Source organism: Halosimplex amylolyticum, assembly GCF_051414035.1.
Taxonomy (GTDB): Archaea; Halobacteriota; Halobacteria; order Halobacteriales; family Haloarculaceae; genus Halosimplex; species Halosimplex amylolyticum.
The window spans coordinates 204,687-227,079 of record NZ_JBLKNW010000001.1 but is presented as its reverse complement, the minus strand read 5'-3'; the positions used below and the strand labels follow the sequence as shown (position 1 = coordinate 227,079).

18 protein-coding genes are annotated in these 22,393 nt (G+C 68.1%); 7 read left to right on the top strand and 11 right to left on the bottom strand.

The genetic code is table 11. The features are described 5' to 3' along the window. Nucleotide 1: 1 nt before the first annotated feature. Nucleotides 2-352 carry an ArsR/SmtB family transcription factor gene (locus ACMGFE_RS00985; protein ID WP_436923089.1) on the bottom strand — a complete coding sequence of 117 codons (351 nt, stop codon included), beginning with the start codon at nt 350-352 and terminating at the stop codon, nt 2-4. Nucleotides 353-481: 129 nt separating this feature from the next. Between ACMGFE_RS00985 and ACMGFE_RS00980 the strand changes: the two genes are divergently transcribed. Next, nucleotides 482-1,279, top strand: coding sequence for a plastocyanin/azurin family copper-binding protein (locus ACMGFE_RS00980; protein WP_436923088.1), 798 nt, complete (start codon nt 482-484; stop codon nt 1,277-1,279). An 18-nt stretch (nt 1,280-1,297) separates the two neighbouring features. Here the strand turns inward: ACMGFE_RS00980 and ACMGFE_RS00975 are convergent, their stop codons facing one another. The 5 genes from ACMGFE_RS00975 to ACMGFE_RS00955 form a co-directional block, all read right to left on the bottom strand. Beyond that, a complete protein-coding gene (locus ACMGFE_RS00975) occupies nt 1,298-2,263 on the bottom strand; it encodes an oxidoreductase (protein ID WP_436923087.1) in 966 nt (321 codons plus the stop codon). A gap of 132 nt (nt 2,264-2,395) precedes the next feature. After that, entirely contained in the window at nt 2,396-3,748 is a 1,353-nt protein-coding gene (locus tag ACMGFE_RS00970; protein ID WP_436923086.1) for an MFS transporter, read from the bottom strand. A 105-nt stretch (nt 3,749-3,853) separates the two neighbouring features. Beyond that, entirely contained in the window at nt 3,854-4,048 is a 195-nt protein-coding gene (locus ACMGFE_RS00965) for a hypothetical protein (RefSeq protein WP_436923085.1), read from the bottom strand. A 29-nt stretch (nt 4,049-4,077) separates the two neighbouring features. Then, nucleotides 4,078-4,719: a thiamine phosphate synthase gene (thiE, locus tag ACMGFE_RS00960; RefSeq protein ID WP_436923083.1), complete on the bottom strand. Its 642-nt coding sequence runs from the start codon at nt 4,717-4,719 to the stop codon at nt 4,078-4,080. A gap of 421 nt (nt 4,720-5,140) precedes the next feature. Next, nucleotides 5,141-5,311, bottom strand: coding sequence for a hypothetical protein (locus tag ACMGFE_RS00955; RefSeq protein ID WP_436923082.1), 171 nt, complete (start codon nt 5,309-5,311; stop codon nt 5,141-5,143). A 221-nt stretch (nt 5,312-5,532) separates the two neighbouring features. Between ACMGFE_RS00955 and ACMGFE_RS00950 the strand changes: the two genes are divergently transcribed. From ACMGFE_RS00950 to ACMGFE_RS00940, 3 genes are all read left to right on the top strand, one after another. After that, nucleotides 5,533-6,705 carry an MBL fold metallo-hydrolase gene (locus tag ACMGFE_RS00950; RefSeq protein ID WP_436923081.1) on the top strand — a complete coding sequence of 391 codons (1,173 nt, stop codon included), beginning with the start codon at nt 5,533-5,535 and terminating at the stop codon, nt 6,703-6,705. Nucleotides 6,706-6,707: 2 nt separating this feature from the next. Beyond that, nucleotides 6,708-7,235 carry a DUF7988 family protein gene (locus tag ACMGFE_RS00945; RefSeq protein ID WP_436923079.1) on the top strand — a complete coding sequence of 176 codons (528 nt, stop codon included), beginning with the start codon at nt 6,708-6,710 and terminating at the stop codon, nt 7,233-7,235. A gap of 294 nt (nt 7,236-7,529) precedes the next feature. Next, a complete protein-coding gene (locus ACMGFE_RS00940) occupies nt 7,530-12,068 on the top strand; it encodes a PKD domain-containing protein (protein WP_436923077.1) in 4,539 nt (1,512 codons plus the stop codon). 99 nt (nt 12,069-12,167) lie between these two features. On the opposite strand, the gene ACMGFE_RS00935 is transcribed toward ACMGFE_RS00940, so the two are convergent. After that, nucleotides 12,168-12,458: a DUF6432 family protein gene (locus tag ACMGFE_RS00935; protein ID WP_436923076.1), complete on the bottom strand. Its 291-nt coding sequence runs from the start codon at nt 12,456-12,458 to the stop codon at nt 12,168-12,170. A 156-nt stretch (nt 12,459-12,614) separates the two neighbouring features. Here ACMGFE_RS00935 and ACMGFE_RS00930 point away from each other — a divergent pair, with 156 nt between their 5' ends. Both ACMGFE_RS00930 and ACMGFE_RS00925 read left to right on the top strand, forming a co-directional pair. Beyond that, nucleotides 12,615-13,721, top strand: coding sequence for a DUF7093 family protein (locus ACMGFE_RS00930; RefSeq protein WP_436923074.1), 1,107 nt, complete (start codon nt 12,615-12,617; stop codon nt 13,719-13,721). 81 nt (nt 13,722-13,802) lie between these two features. Then, nucleotides 13,803-14,195 (top strand): DUF5611 family protein, encoded by a 393-nt coding sequence (locus tag ACMGFE_RS00925; protein ID WP_436923073.1) that lies wholly within the window; start codon nt 13,803-13,805, stop codon nt 14,193-14,195. 361 nt (nt 14,196-14,556) lie between these two features. Here ACMGFE_RS00925 and ACMGFE_RS00920 read toward each other — a convergent pair whose 3' ends face one another. Further along, a complete protein-coding gene (locus tag ACMGFE_RS00920; protein WP_436923072.1) occupies nt 14,557-14,916 on the bottom strand; it encodes a cell division protein SepF in 360 nt (119 codons plus the stop codon). A gap of 531 nt (nt 14,917-15,447) precedes the next feature. Here ACMGFE_RS00920 and ACMGFE_RS00915 point away from each other — a divergent pair. Continuing rightward, nucleotides 15,448-15,981, top strand: coding sequence for a hypothetical protein (locus ACMGFE_RS00915; protein WP_436923071.1), 534 nt, complete (start codon nt 15,448-15,450; stop codon nt 15,979-15,981). A gap of 359 nt (nt 15,982-16,340) precedes the next feature. Here ACMGFE_RS00915 and ACMGFE_RS00910 read toward each other — a convergent pair whose 3' ends face one another. From ACMGFE_RS00910 to ACMGFE_RS00900, 3 genes are all read right to left on the bottom strand, one after another. Beyond that, on the bottom strand, nt 16,341-16,646 hold the full coding sequence (locus tag ACMGFE_RS00910; protein WP_436923070.1) for a hypothetical protein: 306 nt from the start codon (nt 16,644-16,646) through the stop codon (nt 16,341-16,343). Nucleotides 16,647-17,123: 477 nt separating this feature from the next. Beyond that, nucleotides 17,124-21,230 (bottom strand): DUF7286 family protein, encoded by a 4,107-nt coding sequence (locus tag ACMGFE_RS00905; protein WP_436923069.1) that lies wholly within the window; start codon nt 21,228-21,230, stop codon nt 17,124-17,126. Continuing rightward, nucleotides 21,227-22,198, bottom strand: coding sequence for a DUF7284 family protein (locus tag ACMGFE_RS00900; RefSeq protein ID WP_436923067.1), 972 nt, complete (start codon nt 22,196-22,198; stop codon nt 21,227-21,229). Before ACMGFE_RS00900 ends, ACMGFE_RS00905 begins: the two co-directional genes overlap by 4 nt. Between the last annotated feature and the right edge of the window lie 195 nt (nt 22,199-22,393).

Below are 22,393 nucleotides of genomic sequence, written 5' to 3'. Positions count from 1 at the left end.
GTCAGGTCTCCCGGATGTCCTCCCAGATCCGCGTGAACCGCTCGGAGGGCGTGTCATGCGAGGTCAGCGCGACCTCGATACGCCCGTCGTCGACCTCGACGTCGAGGTGGTCGACCGCCGCCACGTAGACGCTGTGGTGACTGCCGTCCGGCGCGATCGCCGTCTCTTCCGCGACGAGCCCGTACGCTTCCATCTCTTCGAGACGGCGATACACCGTCGACAGCGCCACGTCGCACCGATCGGCGAGTTCCTTGACCGACTGGCGCTCGCGGCTCGTGGCCGAGAGTATCTCCCGGACGTACTCGTCGCCGAGGAGCGAGAGCACCGAATCCGAGTCGACGCCGTCTGGCACCTTGGTAGGCCTCACTCCACTGTAGGCCGGACGAGATACTTAAAGCGCCCCCTCGTTTGCGAGACGCGCAAAACAGGTGCGGGCTATACCGTGGTGTCGTCCCTCTCTCCGACTGTGAGGTGACTCCCGATGGACACGCCTACTCCCACGCGACGACAGGTGATCGAAGCGGGCGGCGCCGCAGTCCTCGCGACGCTCGCGGGCTGTAGTACCTCGACGGCGAGCGACGGGGCTACGTCAGTCCCGACGACCGAGGACGACGGCCACCACGCCGAGACGAACACGCATCACGACGAGTCGGCCGACCACGAGGACGGACACGACCACGAGCACGGCGGGTTACCGACCGAGCCGGCGGCGAGCGTGACTGTCGAGATGCGGACCACCGACGACGGGACGCACTTCGACCCACACGTCGTCTGGGTCGAAGAGGGCGGCACGGTGACCTGGAACCTGACCAGCGGGACCCACACCGCGACGGCCTACGCCCCGGCGAACGACAGGCCGCGTCGGATCCCCGACGGCGCGAACGCGTTCGACAGCGGGACGATGACGGAACAGGGGGCGACGTTCGAACACACCTTCGAGACCGAAGGCGTCTACGACTACTGCTGTGTGCCCCACGAGGCGACCGGGATGATCGCGAGCGTGGTCGTCGGCGAACCGGACCCCCACGGTCAGCCCGGCATGGCCCAACCACACGACGAGGTTCCCGAAACAGCACAGACGAAACTCCGGGACCTCAACGCGAAGGCCAACGAGATGCTCGGCCACTCCCACGACGAAACGAGCACTGACGACGGCCACCACGACGAGACCGCCACGGAACACCACGACGACGACGGCCACCACGACGAGACCGCCACGGAACACCACGACGACGACGGCCACCACGACGAGACCGCCACGGAACACCACGACGGGTGAGCGGGAGCCGCCCGGCGCTCACTCGATGACGTTGTCGGCCATCGCGAGCGCCTCGAAGTCGTACGTGACGCCGGTGAGATCCTCGGAGACGGTCCAGAGGCGCTCCGCGCGCTCCGGGTCGTAGGAGGCGTCGCTGGAACGCTGTGTCTCGGGGTGGCCGCGCATGTCGAACAGGCCGCCGGGACCGACGTAGTCACCCCCCTCCACGGCAGGCGCCGTGGCGGCGTAGACCATCGGGAGCGCGCCCATCTCGGCCGACTGGGCGAACGTGGCGTTGAGGGCGGCCATCGCGTAGCTCTTGATCGTCGAGCCCTCCTGTTCGGGGCCGCGTGCCTGGAGTCCGGTGGCCGCGTAGCCGGGGTGGCAGGCCGCCGAGAGGGTGTCGTCGACGCCAGCGGCGTCGAGGCGGCGCTGGAGTTCGTAGGCGAAGAGGACGTTGGCGAGTTTCGACTGGGCGTAGGCCTCCCACTTCCCGTAGGAGTCCTCGTGATCGAGGTCCGCGAAGTCGATCTCGCCGCGCTCGTGGACGCCGCTGGACTGGGTGACCACGCGCGTCTCGCCGGCCGTCTCGACGAGTCGGTCGAGGAGGTGGCCGGTCAGCGCGAAGTGCCCGAGGTGGTTGACGCCGAACTGCGTCTCGAAGCCGTCGGCGGTCTCCGAGCGGGGGATCGCCATCACGCCCGCGTTGTTGCAGAGGACGTGCAACTCGTCGTACTCCTCGCGCACGCCGTCGGCGAACGCCTCGACCGAGGCGAGGTCTGCCAGATCGCACTCGCGCACGTCGAGGTCCGGGTCGGTGATCTCGGCGCGGATATCGTTCGCGGCGCGGTGACCGCGGTCCGCGCTCCGGCAGGCCATCACGACCGTCGCGCCCTTCACCGCGAACATCCCGGTCGCCTCGTAGCCGAGGCCGCTGTTCGCGCCGGTCACGACGACGGTCTTCCCCGAGAGGTCGGGCGCGTCCGCGAGAGTCCACTTGCTCATACCGGAGGGTAGGCCGCCGGTCACTCAAACGCCTCGCCTGACCAGTCGGGGAGCCCCGCCGGAGCGAGCGGAGGCTGGCGACCGAACTGGCGAACCGGACCACGGAGCCAGCGAGCGCGGGCGACCCGACGGTCAGTCGATGGACTCGGCCGGGTCCCCGACCGGTGCCTCGGCGACCGTGACCGTCGCCAGGAGGGCGACGATGCCGACCGTCAACAGCGCGCCGAGGACGAACGGCGACCAGTAGACCACGACGGCGTAGAGGGCGGTCATGATCGGTGGCCCGACGGTCCGCCCGAGGCTCCCGGCGCCCTGCGTGACGCCGAAGGCGCTCCCCTGCCGGTCGGCGCTGGCCGCGAGCGAGACGAGCGTCGTCAGCGCGACGGTCAGCAGGCTGTTGCCGAGCGAGAGCAGCGTCAACGCGCCCAGCAGCGCCACGACCCGGGGGCCGAACCCGAACAGCCGAACCTCGCCGAGGAGCGCGCGCCCGATCTCCGGCGAGAAGGGGAACGCCCCGAGCGCGACGACGAGCAGGAGCGCGCCGGCGGTCGCGAGCCGTCGGGCGGGGACTCGCCGGGCCAGTCGCCCGACGAGGACGCCCTGGTTGAACACCGCGAGCGCGCCGACGTAGGTGAGCAGGAGGCCGGCCTGCGAGGCGTCGTAGCCGTACACGTCGGCGACGTACGGGATGAAGGCGATCTGGATGCCGGAGAACGCGACGGAAGCGACGAGGAACGCCGCCACCAGCGGACGGAGGGTCGCGTCGCGGAACGCGTCGACGAACTCGCCGATCACCCGGGGACGGCGGGCCGGTCCCGCGTGGCGGTCGGGTTCGGGCAGGAACGCCGCGGTCGCGACGAACGCGAGGAGGCTCAACAGGGCGGCGCCGAAACTCGGCAGCGAGAAGCGCGTCGTCGGCAGGAAGTCGGGGAAGGTCGCGGCGGCGCCGGCGACGACGGCGTCGCTCGCCAGTACGGATCCGAGCGCGGGGCCGAAGACGAATCCGAGGCCGAAGGCAGCGCCGACGAGCCCGAGTGCGCCGGCGCGGCGGTCCGCGGGCGTCACGTCCGCGATGTACGCCTGCGCGGTGGCGATGTTGCCGCCCATCGCGCCGGCGAGCATCCGCGCGAGGAACAGCGTCGCCAGTCCGGCGGTCGTCCCGGCCACCGCCCCGACTTCCCCGCCGAGGCCGAACACCGTCCAGGCGACGGCGTTGCCCGCCAGCGAGATCATGAGGATGGGACGCCGGCCCCTGCTATCCGAGAGCTGTCCGAGCAGCGGCGCGAAGACGAACTGCATGAGCGAGTACGACGCCGCCAGCAGCCCGTACACCACGTCGCTCGCCCCGAAGTCGCGCACGTAGAAGGGGAGGATCGGGATGACGACGCCGAACCCGAGCAGGTCGATGAAGACGATGGCGAGCACCGCGAACAGCGCCCTGCGGCGCCCGCTGGTCGGCCGGACGACGGCGCGAGGATCCTGCACGCGCGCCCGTAGGGAGTGCGCGGCCGAATAGCTAGGGGCGAGACCTGCAGGACGGCGGTCCCAGCGCGGTGGACTCCCTGGCGGGGTCGGCTGCGGTTTCGCCGGTCACGGCTTTCGTCGCTCGTCGAGTTCGAAGGCGAACCAGCCGTCTGCGCAGGTGATCCCGCCGCGCTGGACGCGGCCGTCCGACTCGAGTTCGACTTCGTACCCGTACAGCGTCGCGTCCCCGTCGCGCAGTTGCGTCGCGATCGATTCGAGGTCGGCGGCGATTCGGTCCTCGCGGCTGCGGCGTTCGCCCATATCGGGACGTGGGGCGCCGCCGGGAAAAATCAGTCCTCGCGGGCGTCCGCGACGCCCGCGCCCAGTTCGCGCGTCGCGGCCTCGGGGTCGTCGGCGCGGGTGATCGCGGTGATGACGGCGACGCCGTCGGCGCCGGCCTCGATCACCGGCCCGGCGTTGTCGGCGGTGACGCCGCCGATCCCCACGACCGGGATGTCGACGGCGTCGGCGATCTCCCCGACGCGCTCGGGGCCGATCCCGTACTCGTCGTCGTCGATGTCGTCCTTCGAGCCGGTCTCGTAGACCGCGCCGACGCCGAGGTAGTCCGCGCCGGCCCGCTCGGCCCGGCGGGCGTCCTCGACGAACGAGACCGAACGGCCGACGACGGCGTCCGGTCCCAGTTGCTCCCGCGCGACCGGGACCGGGAGGTCGTCGTCGCCGAGGTGGACGCCGTCGGCGTCGACCGCCCGCGCGAGGTCGACGCGGTCGTTGACGACGAAGGTCACGCCCGCCTCGCGAGTGAGCGTCCGGAGTTTTCGCCCGAGGTGGTACCGCTCGCGGGCGCACCGGTCTTTCTCCCGCAGTTGTACCACGTCGACGCCGCCGGCGATGGCCGCCTCGACGACGTCGCGCGTCGTGCGGTCCCCCGAGAGGCGCTCCTGCGTGACGAGATAGACGTCCCAGTCGGGCATTGGCGAACCGTCGGTGCCGACGAACCTGTTCCTTTCGAACCATCTTTTTCGTCGGGGGGTCGCCGCAGGCGACCCCCCATCTGCTCACGGGCGGCGAAGCCGCCCGTTCGCATGGTCCGAGGGACCTTCGGTCCCTCGCTAGCCAACAACATGGGTGAAAACACCGTGAGAGCAAGCTCTCCCGAGCCCTCGTTCGCCCTGCTCACGAGGAAGGCCGAATCCTCGCTCCGCTCGGATTCGGTGAACCGGCGCCTTCGGCGCCGGATGCTCGACGTGGGTGATGGACGTAACGCTGTGGAGTGCAATCTCTCCAACTACGGTCAAGGAAAGAGCGTGCCGACCGCAGAGGGAACCTCTCCGATCGAATTCCGGGGTCCTGTGACCCCCTCACTGCATCGAGGACGTCTGGCGGGCGAACGTCTCACTCCTCCTCACCGGTCGAGACGTCCTGCCACGACGACTCACCGAAGAACGTCTGAAGCGCCCCGAGAACTCCCAGGTACGTCCCGAAGACGACGATGAAGAACGGGACCACGAGCGCCAGTACTACGCTACCTAGCGGATTGACCCCGAACAGCTGGAGGACCGTCATGCCGAATCGTCGATCCTGATTTTGTATAATATTGTCGGTTCCGAACACAACCATTCCGAGTCTGTGACGTCCGAAAAATCCGTAGATGCGCTCCGCATTCAGCACGGTACGCAGAACACCACCTTGTTCTGACAAAGTGGCCAGCGGCCAGTACGCAAGAAACGGGGAACGTCGTCGGGACCGGCCGCGCCCTTATGCCGTCGGCGTCGCTACTGGGACCCATGACCGGCGACACACCAGGGATCGATCCCGGGGAGATCCAGCGCCGGATCGACGCGGGCGAACCCGTCCGGATCCTCGACTTGCGGAACCGCGACGAGGTCGACGAGTGGTACCTCGCCGGCTCCGGCGTCTCGCTGACCCAGAAGCCGTACAACCGCTTCGTCCAGGCCACGGTGACCGACGACTTCGAGGGGTTCGTCGCTGACGTCGAGGGCGAGGGACCGATCACGACCGTCTGCGCCCGGGGAGAGGCCAGCGCGGAGGTCGCCGCAGAACTGACCGAGGCCGGGTACGACGCCCGCAACCTCACCGGTGGGATGGAAGGGTGGGCACGACTCCTCCTCGCCGTAGAGGTCGAAGACGCCATTCCGGACGACGGCGAAGCCGACGCCGAGCTCGTCCAGTACCGCCGCCCGTCGAGCGGCTGTCTGGGGTACGCGGTCGTCTCGGACGGTGAAGCGGCAATCGTCGACCCGCTGCGGACGTTCACCGATCGCTACGTCGCAGACGCGCGCGAGCGCGATGTCGACGTCGAGTACGTGGTCGATACGCACGTCCACGCCGACCACGTCAGCGGCCTGCGCGAACTGGCCGGGGCCACGGGGGCGACGCCGGTGATGCCGGCACCGGCCGTCGACCGCGGCGTCACCTACGACGTCGAGACTGTCGCCGACGGCGAGGAACTCCGCGTCGGCGACCTGTCGATGGAGGCCGTCCACGCGCCGGGGCACACGACCGGGATGACAGCTTTCGCCGTCGGCGACGCACTGCTCACCGGCGACAGTCTCTTCACGGATGGCGTAGCTCGGCCGGATCTCGAACGGGCCGACGACGCCCCCGCGTTCGCCCGCGACCTCTACCGGACGCTCACCGAGCGCTTCGCGCGGTTCCCCGACGAGACGCTCGTGGCGCCGGGCCACCACGGCGAGGGTGCGACACCCGACGGATCCGGGGCGTTCACGGCGCGGCTGGGCGACTGTCGGGACCTTCCCGTCTTCGCGCTGGACGAGGAGTCGTTCGTCGACCGGATCACCGAGCGGACGCCGCCGCGACCGGTCAACCACGAGACGATCGTCGCCGTCAACCTCGGCCGGGAGTCGGTGACCGACGACGACGCGTTCGAGTTGGAACTGGGACCGAACAACTGCGCGGCCGCGCCCGCCGACGACTGACCGTGACGGACCGCGACCGATCCGCGACCGACGGGCCGTCCCCGGTCGACGAGCGGGCGATCCGGGACCGACTCGTCGCCGAACACGCGGAGGTCCTCGACGCGGTCGCGGCGGCTGGTGACGCGGTCGAAGCGGCGGGTGACACGCTCGTAACGACGGGTGACGCGGTTGCGCCACAGAACGAGACGACGGCGACCGATACTCGCGGAGCGGCCGACGGGGAACTCACCGACGGCCGGGCGCTCGGGGCGGCCCTGGAACGCGAACTCGCGGACGGCGGTGTCCTCGACCGACTACCGGGGGTCCTCGAGACGGCAGTCGACGCCGCGAGCGTGGAGCTAGTGGCCGAGCCAGTGGCAGCGCCGCCGTACGTGACCGTCACGGGCCGCGGCCCCGTCCTGCGCGGACCGACCGAGGACGGGCGCCTCGTCGTCGTCATCGGGGCGTTCCGCGTCGAGCGCGACCCCTGCCGGTACGTCCGGACGCCCGCGCCCGGCCGGACGGTCGTACAGGTCGAGTTCGAGCGGTGAGACGCCGACGGTGGCTGGGCGAGCATCGAACTCTCGGTCGATATCGTGCCGAAGTGTGAGGCGTACTGCTCATTATCGCCGGTGATTTTCGGGCGAATACATTCTTTATCGAGGTTTTTCGATACACGCACTAATGTCGAGTGACGCGAGAACTGGGAGCGGCTCGCTGAGAGACCGGCTGGAGGTCGGCCACGCGTCGGCGGCTCCGGCCGAACGAGGACGTTCCCCGAGATGGGGTGCGAGCGGCGAAGAGATACGAGAGTGCCGATCTGCATCGGCGACCGGGGGCGTCCGATGACGACGCCCGGGGAGGGCGTACGAGCGCTCGTGCTCGCGACGCTGGTGGTCTTCTCGGTGTTCGCGGGGACCGCCGCGTTCGCGGGCACGTCGTTCGCTGCGGGCAACACGGCGGGAAGCGTCGGGATCTCGCTCAGCGAGGCCGGCAACTCGGCGACTGTCACCGTCGACGACGCCGACCTGAACACGGACGGCGGGAGCGCCCAGTCGGTCACGGTGAACGTCGAGTCCGACAGCGAGCAACCGGGTTCGGCCACCCAGGATTCGAGCGCGGACACCGACGACGGTTCGACGCAGGACGTGTTCATCTACGCGCCGGTCGACGTGACCGGCGACGACGCGGTGACGGCGGCGGACCTCTCGTTCACCGGCGCCGACGACGAGCGGATCAAGAGCGTCTCGAAGGTCGGGGCCGTGAGCTACAAGGTGGTCGTCGAGGACACCGGCGGGTCGACCACCGACAGCAGCGTCGAGACGATCGGGTTCACTCAGCTCGGTCTCTCCGCGACGTCGACGGACACGACAGACACGAACACCCAGACGGTGACGACCAACGGACCGGTCGGTGACCGGAACGAGGACGGCTCGATCACCGCGGCCGACGTAATCCTCGCCTCCTCCTCCCCGGACGAGTCGATCAGTAACGTCGCGTTCAATCCCGACGGGACCGCGACCGTCACCATCGCGGACAGCGGCGGAACGGCAGACAGCAGCGAGACGGACGGCGGCCAGACCGAGTCCGTCGGGTACCTCCGGTCCGAGACGGTGACGCTCACAGAGACGGGGCCGGACACCGGCTCGTTCGCAGGGACGGTCCCCGTCTCGCAGACCGACAGCGACGGCGTGGTCTTCGCGCTGGAAGGGGATACGGTCACCGCTTCCTACTGGGACGGCGGCACGACGAAACGCGTCGCGACGGGGACCGCGAACTACCCGCCGACGATTTCGAACGTGTTCCTCGGCGAGTCCGAGGGCAACATGGTCGTCCAGTTCGACTCCGACGAGCAGCTCGGCGGCGCGGCCTCGGACGTCGCGGTCTCGGTGACGGGACCGAACGGGAAGCGCTACCCGTTCGACCGCACGGCCTTCAGCGAGAGCGGGACGGGCCCGTACACGTACAGCCTCGCCGTCTCCGCGTCGTACGACGACGGCGAGGGGACGTACTCCCTGAGCGTCGACGACGCGAAGGACGCCGCCGGGAACAACGGCGGGAACAGCGGCGCCGGGAGCGGTCTCGGCGCCTCGTACACGTTCAGCACCGGTGGGGACACGGAGGCACCGTCCATCTCGGGCTTCGACGCGTCGAACCCGAGCGACACGACGATCGACGTCTGGTTCTGGAGCGACGAACAACTGGACTCGATCGACGTCGGCCTCACCGGCCCCGAGGACAAAACGCTCACGCGCAGCGACTTCTCCGAGAGCGCCGAGAGCGGTGGGTACGCGTACACGGCGACGTACCTCGCGGGCTCCTCCGGTGACTACACCGCGACGCTGAACGCCGCGGTCGACGGCGCGGGCAACGACGGCGCGAGCGGGGAGTCCGATACCGTGTCCGTCGGCGGCGACGGCGGCGGTGAAAGCGGCCCGAACGTCCCGGCGGCGCCGTACGTGAGCCTCGAGACAGGGGAGCTATCGACGGGCGGGTTCACGTCGCTGTTCCTCATGGTCAACGCGACCGGCGAGGTCGACTCGTACGGCGACCTCGAACTCCGGTTCTACAACGCTTCCGAGTCCACGAGTTCGCCCATCGCGACCCAGACGAACGTCGGCACGCTCAAGGGCTTCGCGATGGTGGAGGTGCCCCAGTCCGAACTCGGGGCCAAGCAGTTCAACGGGAAAGTCGAACTCGTCGACACCACGTCGGACACCATCATCGACAGCGACACGCGGACGATCACCGTCTACAGCGGCGTGAAGACCACCGTCGACCACACGACCCTCGACAACTCCAAGGGCTCGGGCATCGAGGTGGGCTACGAACTGGGCAACCTCAAAGCGGAGAACGCGAAGCTGGAGGTCAAGACGATCACGCTCAACTCCGGGTTCACGACGGTCCAGAAGCCGATCGACCAGCAGAGCGGGACCGTGACGATCGCGACGAAGGCCTCCGACGTGAACCGGAACTTCACCGTGGTGACGAACGTCGTCGACACGTCACGGACCCGGACGATCCACTCCTCGTCCAACCGGACGTGCATCGGCATCCCCGGCTCGCCGTGCGCGGAGGTCGCCGACACGTCGGTCACCTACGCCGCGAACGGGTCGACCGTCCCCGGCGTCGACGTCGCGACCGACTGGAACTGGGAGTTCAACAGCCTCGACTTCCACCTCCACCCGACCGGGCAGCCCGACACGCGGGAGCTCGACGGGATCGCCGGTATCGACAGCGACACCGACCTGGAGGTGACGCTGACCGTCGACAACTTCGACCCGACGTTCGTGATGGGCAACGCCAACGCCGAGGGCTGGGAGACGTCGAAGGTCGACGCGAACACGACCGCCGTGACGTTCACGCTCCAGCCGGCAGACGCCTACTGGCACGACGAGGTGGCGAACCCCGACCCCAACGAGTGGCCGCTGAAGAACGCGTCGGCGACGACCCACTACGACGCGGTCGTCGACATGTCGGTCATCGCCATCCAGAACAGCTTCGCCGACAAGGTCCAGGGCGGGATGGTCGTGACCGACGCCCAGGCGTTCGCGCCGCCGCAGTACCAGGCGCCGAGCGACGGGAACGCCGGCAAGCTGCAGATCACCGTCGCGGCGCCCCACTACCAGACCGACGGGCAGACGGTCAACACCGGCTTCTACACGGCCATCATCCCCTCGGGCATCACCACCGAGTGGGGGGTCGACGCGAGCCAGCTGACGGCGACCTACGACTCCGAGTCGCTCGCCTCCTCCGTCGACGAGCTCGACTCCGGCGCGATCAAGCTGGAGACCGGCATCCACTACTCGTCGGGTACCGTCACGGTCTCCGGCGACTCCGGCAAGCCGGTCGCGAAGACCGGCGCGGACAAGTCGGTCGACGAGGACACGTCGGTGAGCTTCGACGCCTCGTCCTCGACCGACGACGGCGCGATCACCGGGTACGCGTGGGACTTCGACGACGACGGCACCACCGACGCGACCGGCGCGACCCCCTCGCACACCTTCACCGACCCCGGCACCTACGACGTGAAACTGACCGTCACCGACGACAGCGGGAAGACGTCCACGAACACCGTGATCGTCACCGTGGCGGACGTCACGGACCCGTCCGCATCGGCGGGCTCGGACCGGACCGTCGACGAAGGGGCGAGCGTCGACTTCGACGCGTCGGCCTCGACCGACAACGCGCAGGTCGCCAGCTACAGATGGGACTTCGACGGCGACGGCCAGACCGACGCCACCGGCGCGACCGCATCGCACACGTTCTCGTCGGCCGGCAGCTACGACGTGACGCTCACCGTCACCGACGCGGCCGGCAACACCGACACGGTCACGGTCACCGTCGCCGTCGAATCGGCCGGCGACGGCGGGAGTTCGGCCGGGTCGTCGAACGACGGCGGGTCGGACGCGCCCGTCACCGTCTCACAGGACGGCGACGTGACGAACGTCCGCGTGAACGACGCGTCGGAAGCCGGTCGCATCGACCTCGGCGACCGCGGCGCGGTGCGCGGCGTCGGCGTCGACTCGCTGTCGGTCTACACGACCGCGAGCGAGTTCACCCTCGACGTCTCCGCGCACGAATCGGTCCCCGACGGCACTCCCCTGCCCGACCGGACCGACGTGGGCGAGTCCACTGCGGGCTACCTGCAGATCGACCACTCCGTCGCCGACGCGGAAATCTCGGGCGTGACCATCGGCTTCACCGTCGGCTGGGACGCGCTCACGAGCGGAACGAACGCCAGCGAGGTCGTCCTCTACCGCCACCACGACGGCGAGTGGCAGCCGCTCGCGACCGAATTCGTCCGCTACACCGAACGGGGGGCGCGCTTCGAGGCGGCGTCGCCCGGCCTCTCCGTGTTCGCGGTCGGGTTGGAGACCGCCGCCGCGTTCTCCGTCTCGCCGACCGCCCCCGCCGAGGACCTGACGGTCGGTGAGTCGGTCACCGTCTCGGCGCGCGTCTCGAACGACGGGACCGCCGCCGGGACGAAGACCGTCGCGCTGCGCGCTGACGGCGCCGTCCGTGCGACCGAGGACGTGACTCTCGACGCCGGCGAGACGACGACGATCGAACTGTCGACCGCGCTCGATGCGGCCGGCGACTACGATCTTTCCGTCGACGGGGTCGACGCCGGAACGGTCTCCGTGACCGAGGCGTCGACGGCCGAATCGACGGCCAGCGCGACGCCGACTGCGACCGCGACGCCCGCGTCGACACCTGTCGTGACCGCGACTGGAACGCCCGAGTCGGGGCCGGACGCGGTCGAGACGGCGGCGCCCACCGGGACGGCGACCGACAGCGCGGGCGGCCCCGGATTCGGTGCGGGCCTCGCGGCCCTCGCCGTCCTCGCGCTCTCCGTCGCGCTCGCTCGGCGTCGGGACTGAACGCTCTCACCGTTTTCGCTGGGTTCAGACAGCTGTGATAGTACGCCTCGGGGTGGCCGAGCGGGGATCGAGCGACTGTCGTCGAACTGTCGGCCGCACTCAGAAGGGGAGCCGTTCGCGGATCTGCCCGATGAACGAATCGTCCTCCGGATCGACGGGACCGACGACGCCGTCTTCGGGGACGATGACCGTCCGGTGGTCTTCCTCGGTGGCCTCGATGAGGCCGTCGTCCTTCAGGTCGGCGAGCGCCGCTTCCAGGGCGTCGATGTCGACCTCCACGCGAGACCGGAGTTCGAAGACGGTCATCCCCTCCTCGCGCCGGTTGGCCAGCGCGTCGAGGACAGCGACCTCCACGTCGTCGCGGTCGCGGTACTCCGGTTTCGCCCTCATACCAGTGTGTTCGTCGGGACGGGTCTTACGCTTATCCCTCGGTCCGGTCGTCCAGCGGGGCCGTGGAGGTGTCGGGGCGGCCGCGCGCAACCGCCGGAGCACTCGCCGTTCGGACAAACAGCACGCTTATGTTTCGGAGGCGACGAACACGTGGTAATGAGTATCAAGTGTTCGCTCCTGGGACACAGCTTCGGGGAGACGACAGTCGAACGGGAGCGCGAAGAGGAGGGGACGGAAGTGGTCATCACCATCACGGAGATGGAGACCTGTTCGCGCTGCGGCGAGTCGCGCGTCGTCTCCGAGAACAAGGAAGTGACGACGCTGGAGGCCCCCGACGCCGACGACGCCGCGGACGACGACGAGAGCGACGCCGCGGACGACGAGTTCGCGGCGACCCCCACCGACGACGGCGCCGAGGCCGACGAGGGAGGCGACGCCGCGGGAGGCTCCGAGGCCACCGACGCCGTCATCCTCGGCGACGACACCGGCGAGGAGTCGTCCGCCCAGGCGGAAGCCCGCGGCGCCGAATCGGCGATCCCCGACGCCGAATCCGACGCGCCGGTCGAGAGCGACGCCGAAGACGAGGACGCGGTCATCATCGACGACGCCGAGGGCGACGACGGCGACCCCGGCGAATGGCCCGACGGGGCCGACGAATCGGAGCCGGCCCCCGACGAGGAGAGCACGGAGGGCGACGCCGAGGACGACGACCGCGACCCCGGCGAGTGGCCCGACGAACCGACCGACCCGGCCGAGCGGGCGGGCGAATCCGACGAGGTCGAGATCCTCGACGACGGCCCGAGCGCGGACGACGAGGAGAGCGAGGCCGCGGAGCAAGCTGATACCGCTCCAGCAGCCGACGCAGCGGCCGGGACGCCCTCGGCCGAGACGGCGAACGACGCGGGGGCCAGTGCGGCCGGGAGTCCGGCGGATGGAGACGACGCCGAGGCGGCCGAGACTGCCGACGACCGGAGCGCCGGCGCCTGGCCCGAAGAGGAGGGGTCGTCGACCGGGAGCGACGCCATGGGCGAGTGGCCCGAGGCGACCAAGCGGGACGAACCGGCCGACAGCGGGATCGCCGGCCCCTCGCTCGACGGCGATGACGGCCCCTCTGTCACCGTCCCGGAGGGGATGTTCAAGTGCTCCGAGTGCGGGTTCACGACCGAGGCCGACTCGTCGTCCCTTCGCGCGGGCGACTTCTGTCCCGAGTGCCACCGGGGCACGCTGCTCCAGCACGAGGACGACTCGTCGGGCGAGGAGTAACGGCTGCCGGACGCAGGCCGGCCCGGTCGCTCGTCCGACGCGCTCGAAAAAGGTAAGAACGGTGCTCGCAAAAGGTCGTCCATGCGGGAGTACAAGATGCGCCGGGGAGAACACCTCGAAGAGCGTATCGAAGACATGGAGGCGACGATCGAGGACTACTTCGGAACTATCTCTACCACCGAGGAATTCAAGGGGAGCGACCTGTACGTGGTCGAGGACCCCGACAATCCGGTGTTCGAGCGCATCACGGCGGGGACCGTCGAGTACAGCGGCAAGAAAGACAAACTGGCGGTCGATTTCGAGGAGCGTCCCGCCGAGGATGTCATCGCGGAGGGGAACGCCGACGCCGCCGCGGACGCGGTCGACGCGAAGAACGACTTCCTGCTCGAAGCGACGGGTCGCGACGCCAAGAGCCGTCGCGACTCGATGAAACGCTCCGTCGAGGACAGCCCCGACGAGGCCGACGAGGTCTAACGCCCTTTTCCGACCGCGCGGTCCGCGGTCCGCAGTCCGACGCCGAGCCGCGGTGCCCCTAAATAGGTGTGACACGTAATAGCACACACGCCCTCCGGGAGGCGTCGAGCAAGTATCCCGGCGGGGCCGTCGAAACTGTGGTCATGGGTAGGGCCGTCCACAGTTCCTGTCGATCGCCACCTCGAACGAGGCGGTCACCCACGGAGACCGGCGGCCCCGGTAAATGTTTTCTGGCGACTGTCGAGTCGGAGACAGGAGTGCGGCGTCCGGAGCGCCCCCCCGACGCCCGGTCGGCCGCGCCGATAGAAAGTGCAGTGGCTGGCGTCGATGCCGCGTCGCGTAGCGGTCGCGTGGCGGACGGTTACTGCCCGAGCGGGTCGCGGTTGATCGCGACGCTGTGGGGCGTGATGATGAGCTGGTCGTCGCCCTTCTGGGCGATGTCCCCGCCGACCTCGTTGGCGACCTGCTTGAGTTCGTCGGTGATGTGTTCCATCGTCCGGTCCTGGGTCGTGTGGCGCGTGATGTCCGCGATGACGACGTCGCCGTCGTAGACGGCGTCTTTGATGTCGATGACGTCCTGTTTGTCACCGATCTTCGCGATCCGGACCTCCATCCGGGTCACGGCCCCCCCGGCGTCGACGCCGTCGCTCTCGATCTCAACGTAATCGTCCTTGTGGCGACTGCCGCCTGATTCCCCGAGGATCTTGCTCATTAGTCCCATACACTGTCTCCCGGTCGCTGAGGGTTTGTATTTTACGTCAGACATCCCTCACCCGCCGGACATCCGCGAGACCGCTCTCCCGTGGCTGGGTCGGGGAAGAACTACCGACCGCCGGCGTCCCGTCACCTCCGGGTACGCTCCGACCCGCGAGCGGCCGACCGAAGTCGGCGTCAGGTGTCGAGGAACCGTTCGACTTCGCTCTCGGGACCATCCACGACGCGGACGAAGGCTCCGGTGTCGACGTCGACCGCGACAGTCCCGTACGTGTTCCGCCGCAGGAACGTAGAGACGACGAGGCCGTCTTCTCCGGGGTGGAACCCCCAGTCGCGGTTGCGCTGTCGGCTCCACAGTTGCGTCCCCGTCTCGTCGAAGCCGAACAGGATGGTCTTGCGTCGGAACCGCGCGTCCCCCTGGACGACGAGGAGCGTCTTCCACGCGGTAGGACTTCGGGGTCAGGTCACCGTACTGATCCTGCTTGCGAAGGTCCTCCATCGACCACTCGGCCAGTCGATTCCCGGTCCGGTCGAACCAGTGCAAGCGACGGGCAGTCTGGAGGAGCCACGCCCCATCGAGGGACTCGACCGATTCGACCGGCCGCTCGAACTCGTGGCGACGGTCGCCGATCACGAACTCGTCGAGCGGCCAGGAGTCGCGGAACGCGCCGCTGTCGAGGTCGAACTCCGCGTACCGCTCGACGTCGGTCTCGGTGACGAGACGACCGTCGTGGACGGATATCTCCTCGTGAACGGCGTCGTCGACGGGAAAGTCCGCGGCGTCCGCGACCCACTCGAGCGCGCAATCGCCGCTCACACGGACGAGATTCTCGGACCGATCGCCCACGGTGAAGTCCGAGTCTTTCGGGTTCGCGTCCGCCGGATCGAGCCCGACGATGGCCCCGTCGCCGACCTCCGTGAACGTGTGGATCGCGTACGGCATCCGTACCTCGGACCCACCGCTCCGCACTGTAAACCGATCGGCGACCTCGACGTTGGAGTCGTCCCCCGTTCGTTCATCTGTGCGAACAGTGACAGGCCGACGGTACAAAGTTCTATTCGACCGACCTGATCCGGTTCGACTGATCGGTCCCAGACACTCACTGTACGAGCGGCTGTGGCTGTCGACCACGACCGGAAGTCGGTCGCAGCGGTGGCTCGAATCGGAACCGGAACTCACTGTCCTATCTGGCCAAATCGCCGGGTGTCTCCGGGAGAGCATCGACTACACCCACCGTGCGCGCTCGCCAGTTGCGGCGGGCGCGCCGACGACGAGTCCGCATCGTCCCATGTCGTCGAGCGTGTGGCCGTGTTCGTCTTCGGCCAGGCCTACGCAGAGTTGTTTGCCGTTACCCGAAGCACTCGTACTCGTGGTTCGGACCGGCAAGCCAGAGAGGGATACCTGCGAGACGGTGTGAATCGTCGGGAACGCTACTCGGGTTCGCCCATCACGTCCGCGGCCACGTCGTCGGGACCGAATACGTGCTCGGTGAGCGCTCCCGTCTCGGGTTCGAGAACGAACTTCGAGTTGGCGCCTCGGCCCGGCTGGTGAAACAGGATCGGACCCGCCTCAGTTTCCCCCACCCGCCACGTCCGTCCGTCGTTCCGGCGCCACAACTGCCGACCCTCACTGTCGAACCCGTAGATGATCTGTTGGTCGACGTTGACGACCGTGATGTCCCCAAATTCCCGAATATCGTCCACTTTCCCGTCGAGACCGTGGCGTTTGCCGGCCATTTTAAATTCGTTCGAACCCCACGAATCGAGGATCCGTCCGCTGTCGGGGCACACGTGGAAAAAGTGGTCCCGGCTCTTGGATCTCGTGATCGGCCGTCCCCGATGCGACCACAGTTGGTAGTGCCAGTCGGAACTGTCTCTCAGGCGGCTCGCGAGCTCTACCGTCCATTCACGTGTACAGTTCGCGCTTACGGCGAAGGCGTTCCTGCTCGGATCCGAGAGCGGAAACGACTGGTCTGGCGGGCCGTCGGCGGTCGGGTTGACAGTGAAGAGTAGTCGCTCCCCGAAAACCTCGCACCGGGCGAGTCGCCTCGGTGGCCTGAGTTCCCGGTCACCGCACCTGATGGCCCCCTCCTCGGTGACCTCGAACTGGCTACTATCGATTTCCGGCATTCGTCATCCACATTTCGTGTCGGCTATAAGAGAGTTCCGGCGACAACGGTCCGATGTGAATCGCTCAACTGTCGGACTCAGTGGTCAACTCCCGTCGTAGTAGATGTCGTCCGAACACTTCCCGTCAGTGTACTCGTCGTCCGGAGTCGACGGATCCGCGTCTTCGTACCGATCGCTGAACTCACTGGTGTGGGAAGCCAGATATTCGATCCGGCCGAGCGGGATCCACTGGCTATCGTCGGGTATCGTATGCAGTTTGAACTGCATGTGGCCGCCGTCAAGCGTTTCAGTGATCGGATGTTCGCTCTCGTGGAACGTGCTCGTGGTGCTGACGCTCACCTCGATGTCCTCTTCGACGACCAGTTTCCCGAGGCACTGATAGTTGCCCCACGGGTCGACACTGGCCCTCTCCGGGACGACGCTCGCGTTCCACAGCGCGAAGTCCTGGACGAGTTGCTCGCGGTCCTTCCCTATCACCGACCCCGGCCGCGCGACGTACGACCCCGAGATGAGTCCGTCCTCGTCGCCGTTGCCGTACACCCGCGCGAAGCTGTGGTCTTCGACCAGCTGTAGCTTCGTCACGATCCCGGGCGTCTTGTGGGGATCGACCCCACTTTCGAGGGAGTTGGCGTTTGTCGCGGTTCGGAACCGGACGACGTCGTGTTTCTCGATCAGACTCTCGCTGTCAGAGAGCGACCCGCCCTCGCTATTCAGGTAGTTGAGCGTCCTCTTCACTTGCCGGTACTCGATGTCGGTGCTCGTGATGGCGCCTCGCCAGGACGCAGCGAGGACGTCGTCGTCGTCCTCGTTCGGTTCGTCGCCGTTGACGAAGTTCGCGTACTGCGTCCGGTAGTCGGCAGTGTGAAGCCGGCAGTACTGCCACTTCCAGATCTCCACCTGGGCGTCTTCGGACAGTCCGTCGTACCAGGTCTCGGCGTCGTCGTCGAGGGCCTCCACGAAGTCCTCTTCCTCGCAGTCGTCGGTCTCCGGCGCGGCGAGTTCCAGTTCGTCGCCGTCGTCGTCCAGCGTGAGCGGGAGCTCGCTGACGCTATCGCTGCCGGGCACGTAGTCCCACAGCGAGGCTTTCAGGGGGCCGCCGCCCGTGTTGATGTTACTGCAGGCGCCCTCGTTGATGGCGCTGGGCCTGAAGCCCGGGCCGGTGTGTGGCCAGCTCGCCGAGCACATGTTCCTCCAGGGCTTCTCGTCCCGGGGATTCTTGATGGTCCACCGGTCACCCACGCCGTAGTTGGGCTTCGGATAGACGGTTCCGCCCGGCACCGGGATGACCACGGCCGTCTCCGACGAGAAGTTGATCGGCGTGACCTGACCGACACGGCGTTCCTGGCCCGCGATCTCGAGGTCGACGGGCATCTCCTGGCGGACGTACGTCGTCGTCTTCGGCGAGGCCGGTGCGCTGTTGTTCGCCGTCACCTCGAAGCGCCCGTACTCGCCTTCCGTCTTGACGTTCCAGAAGTCGATCGAGAGGTACCAGTAACTCGGCCACGGGATTACCGGGACGCCGGGGTACCCGAACGTGTTGTGTTTGCGCACCGCCATCGGGATGTGCTGGGTGTCCCCGACGTCGGTCACCGTCGCGTACCCGGGCCGGAGCCCCGGAACCGTGGCGCGGGAGACCGGCCCGGTCGTGAGGTACGTCGGCGACGCGGACACCTCGTACCGGATGTCGCCGAGCAGGTCCGTGTCCGATATCGAGCCCGGACTGTACGTCGGACCCTCGCCGTCGATCTGGTCGGAGGCGAAGTCCAGTCCCTGGTTCAGCACGTTCGTCGCGCCGTCGACTCTGCTGGATATCTCGTCGTCCACGTCGTTCGAGGATTCCTCGCGTGAGCTCTCCACGCGGTCGATCCAGCGGTGCATCGAGTCGACGTACTCCATGCGGGCCTCGGCGATGGCCTTCTCGCGGGCGCTGTCGTAGGCCCCCGAGGTGTCGTAGTAGACGTGCGAGGCCGTCGTGACGTTCCGCCGGATCGGGGCGAACACGTTGTCGCCCGTCGCCATCTCGGTGGGCGACACCTTCATGTCCGAGACCTCCTCGGGCGGGCCGGAGTCGTCGCCCACCACGTGGTCGTGCAGGTCCTCGACTTCGTCTTCGAGGTCCGAGCGCAGGTCCGAGCGCTCGGACCCGGAGAAGAACTCGTCGGCGTCGATCGTCGCGCTCCCGGAGATCTGGTCGCTGACGGCCGATTCGAGGTCGCCGGCGCTCTTGATGCCGCCCGTCGAGATGGCGCTCCCGAAGTTCCCGTCGGGGTCGCTCGGGTCGACGTTCAGCCCCGCGCTGATCGATTCGGCGATCGCCTCCTCGAAGTTCGGTCCCGACCCCTCGTAGGCGCCGTCGGTCCCGTTGTGCGTGACGTTGATGTTCGGGTGGTCGCTGTAGGTCCCCGAGACCGTCACGTCAATCTCCCAGGTGACGTCCTCGTAGTCGGTCTGGTCCTCGTACTCGTAACACGGCCCCGACGGCGTGTCGGTCGACGAGCCGGAACCGGAGTCCGAACAGGAGACCTCCCGCCGGTACTCCGACGTCGACTTCAGTTCGTTCGTGACGCGAACGGTGAACTCGTGGAGGTCCCGCGTCCTGTCGGTCGACTCGCTCCACACCTCCTCGTGGTCGACGGAGACGTCGACGGTGTGGTCGACCGAGACCCCGCCGTCGTCGACCTCCGTCCACCCGCTGCCGGAGGGTGCGGTGGCGTCGGGGAAGCTCCCGGACACCTTCGACGCGCTCCCGGTGCTGGTCGACACCGAGTAGGAGAAGATCCGGTCGATGAGCCGCTCGAAGGTGTTCCGGCCGGTGAAGTCTGTGGGCAGGTCGTCGTCGAGTTCGGGCGCGCCGTCGCTGGCGCTGGGCTGTTCCTGCCCCGTGTCGTCGCTGTAGGCGGAGTCGAAGTCCACCGTGTCGCTGTTGACCTCGTCGAATGCCGGTTCGGCGAACTTCTCGACTTCGACGGTGCTCTTCTTGTTGAACGCCCGCTGGGCCTGGCCGCCGATGAACTGGTTGACGACGTCCTGGACGGAATCGGGCGGGTCGCCGCTCGCACCGCCGGTGATCATCGCCGCGGCCCTGCAGAAGTCCTTGGCGTCCAGCCCGGACACCGCAGAGTTGAGACCGTATTCCTCCTTCCAGCCGCCGGTCGAACCCTCGTCGTCGAGGCTATCGCCACCGGCGCCCTGGCTGTAGTCGTCGTCGGAACCGCTACTGCTCGAACGGCTGAACGCACCGGCATCGTACAGTTTCTCGACGTTCCGGACGACCATGCACGCGTACGCGGACGCCATCACGCGGTCGTGACCGGGATCTCTCGTCCCGAAGACCTCGCCCTGTACGGCGAAGTTGGCGCTGTTGGCGAGGACCTCGATGTCCTTCTTCATGACCATCTTCTCGAACGCGCCCGCCTTGCTGGGCGGCGCCATCCGCTCGTAGTACGCCTTCGCGTACATCAGCGGGTAGAGACGGGCCGCGAACTGCTTCCCGTACCCCTCGCCCGATTCGAAGAAGCCCTTCGAGAGTTTGTCCTGGTACTTCTGCGTGCGCTCCTGGAGCAGCAGGCTCGTCGACGCGACCGAGACGGTGACCGAGTCCGTCTCGCTGGCCCGAACCTCCCCGTTCTCGACGACTTCGGTCGTGACCCCGTCGATGGTCGCGACGACCGTCCCGTTGCTGATGTCGTCGCTCTGGTCGTCCATGCCGGCGGTCAGGTCGACGCGGTCGATCGCGTCCTCGATCGACGACTCGGTGTAACTCACGTGGGGGAGCGACGTCCGCGTGACCTCCCCGCCGCTCATTCGCTGGACCGAACTGTCGAGTTGGTCCTGTATCTCGAGGTAGATCCGTAGCTTCACGTAGCGGCGATACACCTGGTTGGGGTCCGGATCGCCGCTCGAACCGGCCAGCACTCGCCCCGCCGGCGTGTCGGCGGGGACGGTGACCGGTTGCTTCGCCGCGTCGTTCGCCGCGTCGGAGACGGCCTCCCGGATGGTCGACTGGGCGGCCGACTCGGCCTGATTCATCGCCTGCGCGACGCTCGACTCAGTCTGCGGGTCATCTCGCGATTGCATCACCCCGACCACCGTGACGCTCGTGATCAGGACCAACACGCCGACGATCGCGAAGGGGATGCGTGCTCTGTCGCTCAGTCCTATCGATATCGTTCGCGGTCGCTTTCGGCTCATTCGTTCCAGGTGGTAACCGTGATTTTCACTTCACCGACCGAGACCGCCGAGGCGATCGTTTCGGCATCCCTCGGGTACTTGTCATCCAACTCCTGGCGGATCATCGACTGGAGTTCCGCCTGTAAGTCCGAGTTCGCCGACGCCGCGTCCGCCTGCGTCCGGCTGATCGGGTGGTCGCCGGTCAACACGCCCGGGTTCTCGTCGAAATCGCCGTAGTCCGTGACCTCCGCCATCCGATGATAGCGATACACGACGAGTTCGCGTCCGAACCCGTCGCGTTCGAGCGCGAGTTGCGTCTCCGTGGGCGGGAAGTACCCCTCGACGATGGCTTCCGCGATCAGTCTCGAGACGCCGGTGTACCCGTCCATTCGGAAGGCGCGTTCGAGTTCCGCCTCGTCCAGCGACGGCATCTTGCTCGGGACCGTCAGCGTCGCCGTGCTCGTGTCGACGCCCGACGGCAGGTCCGCCCCAGCCTCGACCCGGCCCTCGATGGCCGAGTCGTGGTAGGGTTTCCAGACCGCGACGACGTGCGCATCGCCGTCGGCGCTCGTCAGCGCGTCGCGGACCGCGCCGTCGACCGCGTCGTCGAAGTTCTCGCCGGCCTTCGTCAGGTGCGTGGGCGAGTCGGGGTCGTACGCTGTCGAGGGCCCCCCGTCTGGGAACTGCGCGTTCGTGACGGCCGCGTCGGCCAGCAACCCCGTCAGCGTCCCGTGGGTCGACCGCTCGTAGTTGAAGTCGCTGTCGTGGTCGAAGTTGGCCTCTGACCTGACGGGTTCGAGGCTGTAGGTGAGCGACTTGGTCGTCGCGGCCAGCGTCTCCGCCGTTCGGTCGGCCTCCATCGGGTCGTGCGTCCGCTCGCTGTCCGTCAGGAAGACGCCCAGCACGGCGATAGAGGCGCTGACGAGCAACAGCGCGAACGTCACGTCGACGACGGTGCTGATACCCCGTGCCCGCGGAGACCGGATCACGGCGGCGACCCACCTCCCCCGCGCCCGTGTCGGCTCCCGACTCCCGCGCGAACACCGGCGCTCTTCGAGCGATTCCGGAAGCAGTCGCCGACGAACGACGCCGGCCGTCCGCCCGTGGTGACGCCCCCAGTTCTGCGATTCCCCCTCGATACCGACAACCGCGGCTGCATACCCGGTTTGGCCCCGTCATGATAT